Here is a 5,373-nt window from a genome sequence, read left to right as displayed (position 1 = left end):
AACACAACACCACCAACCAATGGCATCATCCCACCAGACGCAGGAACGACAGTGGGAACGGCGGCTCAAGGGATTGTGACAACGACTGTCACCAATGCTGGAACTAGCGCGATTCAATCGGGCGATCGATCGCTTACCACCGCAGCAACCCAACAAACGGCAGGAATTAGTGCCACCTTAAACAAGATCCCATTTGTCGGTGGGATAGCTAACGGAGTAATGCAACAAAAAATAGCTGCTGGTATTGGCGATTTAACAACAATGGCCAGCACGGCATTCACCAACCTGATGAACGATCCTAATAACCCATTAGGTGGAATTGGCAAGACGATCGCTGGTTTCTTTGGTGGTAATAGTAGTCCGAATACTGCCACCGCTCAGGCGACGGCTCAACAGACTGCAATTAAGACTATTACCGATAGTTACGGACAAGGTGCGACTCAAGCAGCAACCATTTTGTCGAAACAAACCAATCCCAATATCGGCAGCATCGATACCGCACTCGCTAGCACCACGCCAGCTAGCGATATTTCTACTACCGTCACCAACATCCAGGCACAACAAGCAGTAGCAAAAATTGCCGTCAACACCAATCCCGCCAACGGATCGCTGACTCAATTAGATGCAATCTCCGCCACATCAAGCAAGGTAATTGCCGAGAGTGCGAACGGTGTTTCCGGTCAAGCAGCCCTCCAAAGCCGAGTCTTAGGCGCGAACTTGAATGCAGCGGGAATGCAATATCAAGCCGCTCAAACCTACGACAACTCGCTCGACCAATTGAATACCATCAGCCAACAGATCGGACAACAAGGTGCGATTAATGCCGAAGGCGTTCGCATTGCCGCCGAACAGCGAACCTTGAGTGCCGCCCAACTTTCGCAAGCATCAACCGATGCAGCAGCGCGAATTCGCCGCCAAGAAACCGAAGATCGGGCCAGCCAGCGATTGACCGATGAAGTACAGAACACTAACTCCATTATCCAGGGGATGGTGGGTGCAGTAAAACCGAAGAGTAAGGGGTAGGAAAGGGAAAAGGGGAAAGGAACACGCTCACCCTTTCCCCTTCCCCCCTTTTTCCCCTTACATCACCATTAGCACATGTGCATCGATCGAGATCCGAGTAAAAGGTCGATTCCCCTTCCCTTTCCCCATTCCCCTTCCCCTTTCCCCCACCTCTAAAACAATGCCCGATATCCTATTACTAGACCCACACCTACTAGCCGCCGCCAACTTCAGCCAAGCGGCTGCGACTGGTTCTGCTTTAGCCACAAACTTCGCCAAAGAATTCTGGTCGAATGTTTTTCAAATGGGCATCTTTGGACGGGTCGCACAGGTATCTTTGACGATCGCGGGGATCGGTGTAATTTATCGCGGCTATTATTTTTTCTTAGAAATTAAAGCTAAAACTTTAGATGCCGAAAAAGTCGTCGGTTTTCTGATGGTATTGATTCTGGTACTACTAATGCTGTGGAATAGCGGACAGTTAGCCATGTATACAGTACTGGGAATGCGGAATTTTACTAACTCGATCTCCGATACGGTGATGCAGGGGATTTCCTTCGATTTCTCGAAATTACAAGCAACTAGAAGTCTCAATGGCACGAATCTCGCCCAATCTTATTTTGTTAAATTTGAAGACGAGTTGAAAAAATGCGCTCCCGCAGCCCAAACTGCTTGTTTTCAGCAAGCCCTAAACAATTTAAAACAAAGTGTGGCTGCCAATCCCGAACAAGATCCGGTAGTTAATGCCAAAATAGCTGAGATTCAAATAGATCTCAATAACGCTGCGGGGGTACAACCAGCCAGTAATTCAGCCACTTCGGGGTCGAATACCACAACGCCACCATCTGGCACGTCAGACGGGACGATCGATGAGAAGGCTAAATGGGATATTATTGGCAAGGTCGGGGACTCGATTAAGTCGATGGGTAGTGCCATTTCTAATGCGTTTGAAAGTTTAATTCAGCTCATATTTACCTGCTTGGCGATCGCCTTTTATATTGCTTTAGAACTGACATTATTAGTATTTGGCTTCACATTTCCAATTAATATCGCACTATCATTATTCGACCCCGCACCGATTAAAAATTGGTTTGGTAACTTTTGGTTGTTAGTCAATGCCAAACTGTGTTTTGCAATTATCGTTGGTATCATTGTCTATTTGAATTTGTGGGCACAGAGCCAGACGGGACTGGCAAGTTTGGGGATTTTTACGATCGGTATTTTAATGGCAATCTTTGCACCCGTGCTAACTTTCTTCTATTGTCAAGGTTCGGCTTTGGCTCTAGCTGGAGCGATGAATTCAATGGCAAGCGCACCGGCTAGAGGAGCCATAGGAGCCGGGATGAAGGCAGCAGGGCGATTTGGTAGTGGAATAACAAAAGGAGCAGGATTTGGAGCTAAAAGTGCTGGTAAACGGGCTGGCAAATCGATTGCCGCAGCTCTTAAAAAAAAGTAGTCGATTGAAATATTTTAATTGTTAGGTTTAACAATTCTGCGTTTCCCCCTATTAGTACGGTATGAGTGTCGATCGCGTGGATTGATGTCCAAACTTCGGACGCGTCCGATCGAGAAATAGAGACAATACTAATAAGGTTGAGAATGCCGATCGTCACCAAACAGAGACTAAAATTAGTGATTCTCGCTCTAAGATTACCGATGATTAAATTTCAGCGACATCGACAAAATCACATTCATCACAGCTAATTTGTCCAACTTCATCTCGATTAAAATTGATCCAACCACAGACAGGGCAACAAATCTCAATTGAGTCAGGGAGAAATTGTTCTTTAATCGGTGAATCTGGGGCTACTGTGGATTCCTGAGCGGGTTGTGAAGCGAACCGACGAAAATTGCGTGGAGACATTCTACTTGGGGGTTCTGCGAACGGGGCATCAGAAGATTTACAGTGTCTATGATACTAATACAGATCTCGATCTCATGGCTACTACCGGAAAACTCGAACTCACCATTAAGATTAGCGAATTACCAGAAGTCAAGACCGTCGAGAACGGCTTGCAGCATTTCGAGCTGGATGATCTCAAAATTGCGATGATTGCAGTCCTGACCGATTACTATTGCAGGTCGCTACAGCTAATCAGGATAAAAAATTGCGATTTAGCCGAGTGTCCACAGTCGATTGACGTGAACGGTGTCACTACTGGGGGTTAAGCTGAAATAGTACTCAATTTCTCTATTGACTCAAGTCCATTTCATCACTTTCCTCTAGAAAATTATTTTCCTCCTTCCAGTCAGGATCGATCGAGATCGTGTCATCAGTAGAATCTTTAACTACAGAATTCTCGATATTCTGCCGTTCTGCTAATAGTTTTCCTGTTAGTCCACTCAAACTATCGATTGCTTCGTCAAAGGAAAGAGATGCTCCATAGGTAAAATCTTCGACAAAATTCCGATAATGTTCTCGATAGAGCTGATTACTACCCAACTTATTGACTAGCTGATTCAAGAGTTCTTGTGGACTATCGATCTGACTGGCAAGCGATTTATCGCGAGTTTTGAGATCGTGGGATATCGTTTCTAGACTTAATTTAAACCAGTTGGGATTGTTGACGATCTCTGGTGACAAATAGCTCAGATCGTACAAGTGGCGAATGATTCTAGGGTCGTATCGCTGGCTATCTGGTTCTTTACTCACCACCCGCCACGATAGAGCAGCAAGTTTATCAGCAGCGGTTTCAGCGAGATTGAGACAAGCCATTCCAGCTATTTCTGGTGGCTGCTGGGTAAATTGATTGACGAGGGATGATAGCGGACGAACCTCTGGTTCTAGTTGCGGCGGCTCGAAAGTTAGTTCGACTTGAATGTGAGATCTGACGGTATTTGTGTCTGCAAACTGGGAAGGGTAGGCAATTTGACATTTTAAAAAAGTAGATCGATCTCGCTTGTATACTTCCCGAACCAACTGTAAATCCGATGAGGATGCGAGAATTGCCTCGACTAATCGATCTTGGTAGTTACTTCGATAGGAGCGGGTGAGTTTTTCTTTAAGCGGACGCACTCGAAAATCAACATCCTCTGAAAATCGCTGAATCAGTCCGTACCCTTTACTCAGAGATGTACCGCCTGAAAATATCGGCTCAAATTCATCGCTCTCAAATTTAGCAATTACACCTAAAATATGTTGGGCATACCAATCTTTTTCTAGGAATACTGGATTAATATCAAACTCATCTTTAATTAACTTGAAAGTACTATTAGATAAAGGCTTAATTGACATACTCGTAGTATATAACTGCTTTATTATGACTAAATCTACGACTAGTCCTTTTTCCTTGAATCCGTAATTTTCTGCCCGTTGGTACCTGAGTTGAAGTTCCAGCGTTGTAATCGAGTACGGCTTGAGATGGTAACACTTTATAACCAAGACGAGTTAAAGCTTCAGGGGCAAGTTCTGTTAAACCAGCACTCAAGATAACTCTTCCGACAAAAGGCTCGATAGTACAGACTTCAGTTTTAGCATAAACACCATGACCGATCCGTCTCAATCTTTGGTCTTGACAGAGTTCTTTCAGAACGGTGCCTACTTGAATATAACTGCCACCTAAATCTTTGAAATCTTTACGGAAGAAGGCATTATATTCGCTATTCTCAATTGTTTGTATGATGAGTAATTTTAGTTCAGATTTTCTCATTTTACATCCAAAAATAGTTGTTGCATCTATCTTTTTTACAGAGACAGTTAGGCTATGACGACAACATATATACTCTCAATTATAACACTCAAAACACGATCTAGCTTTGCGGAATCCCTCAACTCGACCTTATCAATTTTCGATCGCGTCCGCCGATGCTTTCCCCACTGTCAATTCCGATCTAGTCATCCTGTAGCCAGTACTCCCGACTAAAATTGCGATCGCCGATAATCCTTTAGGATCTCTTGGAATCTTAGCTTTAGGGGCATCGGCTGAAGATCCGGGATCTTGCCAATCTACGGGAATATGGATTTTAATGGCTAGATCGACAAGCTGATTCTCACTCTCAAACCCTACCTCAGAGTACCCAGCATCTTGCAAGATCGATACTAGACGACTGAGAGAGTAAAGTAATTTAGCAGGTGGTGGCAGGGGAAATAGTTCTTCGACTAATTGACAGCGCAGCTCGAACATCCGCGAGATCTCGGCTTCATCAATTTTCCGATCTTTGGAAGCTGCTAACATCGTATTCCAGACTTCTTTTGATTTCTCGGATTCAATTAAGTCTCGATTCGGAATTTTAATGTCATGTAGGATCGGCAAGTAAGTTTCTTTCTTAGCTGCGTTAATATATCCAGGCGAAATCATTACCGCTCGTCCAGCACCCATCTTCGAGAATTCCGCTGCTTCCATCAATGGTACTTTAGTAGCATGTTCGGTT

General features: G+C 44.5%; 5 protein-coding genes and 1 pseudogene. 3 read left to right on the top strand and 3 right to left on the bottom strand.

All coding sequences use genetic code 11. The features are described 5' to 3' along the window. The 3 genes from RMO35_RS21985 to RMO35_RS21975 all read left to right on the top strand — a co-directional run. The coding region (locus tag RMO35_RS21985) for a hypothetical protein (protein WP_309744310.1) at positions 1 to 1,023 on the top strand (1,023 nt) is incomplete at its 5' end. A 160-nt stretch (positions 1,024 to 1,183) separates the two neighbouring features. Further along, entirely contained in the window at positions 1,184 to 2,458 is a 1,275-nt protein-coding gene (locus RMO35_RS21980; RefSeq protein WP_309744308.1) for a hypothetical protein, read from the top strand. Between the two features lie 374 nt (positions 2,459 to 2,832). Beyond that, positions 2,833 to 3,171 (top strand): hypothetical protein, encoded by a 339-nt coding sequence (locus RMO35_RS21975; RefSeq protein ID WP_309744306.1) that lies wholly within the window; start codon positions 2,833 to 2,835, stop codon positions 3,169 to 3,171. A gap of 22 nt (positions 3,172 to 3,193) precedes the next feature. Here the strand turns inward: RMO35_RS21975 and RMO35_RS21970 are convergent, their stop codons facing one another. The 3 genes and pseudogenes from RMO35_RS21970 to RMO35_RS21960 all read right to left on the bottom strand — a co-directional run. Further along, positions 3,194 to 4,237 (bottom strand): nucleotidyl transferase AbiEii/AbiGii toxin family protein, encoded by a 1,044-nt coding sequence (locus tag RMO35_RS21970; protein ID WP_309744304.1) that lies wholly within the window; start codon positions 4,235 to 4,237, stop codon positions 3,194 to 3,196. Next, positions 4,227 to 4,652, bottom strand: coding sequence for a hypothetical protein (locus RMO35_RS21965; protein WP_309744302.1), 426 nt, complete (start codon positions 4,650 to 4,652; stop codon positions 4,227 to 4,229). Before RMO35_RS21965 ends, RMO35_RS21970 begins: the two co-directional genes overlap by 11 nt. A 132-nt stretch (positions 4,653 to 4,784) precedes the next feature. After that, positions 4,785 to 5,373 (bottom strand): annotated as a pseudogene (locus RMO35_RS21960) (type IV secretory system conjugative DNA transfer family protein); the annotation flags it as partial.

The organism is Chamaesiphon sp. OTE_20_metabat_361 (genome assembly GCF_031364565.1).
This window is presented reverse-complemented; position numbering and strand designations above follow the sequence as displayed.

What these genes read in the sequence shown, in the direction of transcription:
- RMO35_RS21970 (WP_309744304.1), bottom strand. Translation starts at nt 4,237, where the DNA reads ATGTCAATTAAGCCTTTATCTAATAGTACTTTCAAGTTAATTAAAGAT.
- RMO35_RS21980 (WP_309744308.1), top strand. Translation starts at nt 1,184, where the DNA reads ATGCCCGATATCCTATTACTAGACCCACACCTACTAGCCGCCGCCAAC.
- RMO35_RS21965 (WP_309744302.1), bottom strand. Translation starts at nt 4,652, where the DNA reads ATGAGAAAATCTGAACTAAAATTACTCATCATACAAACAATTGAGAAT.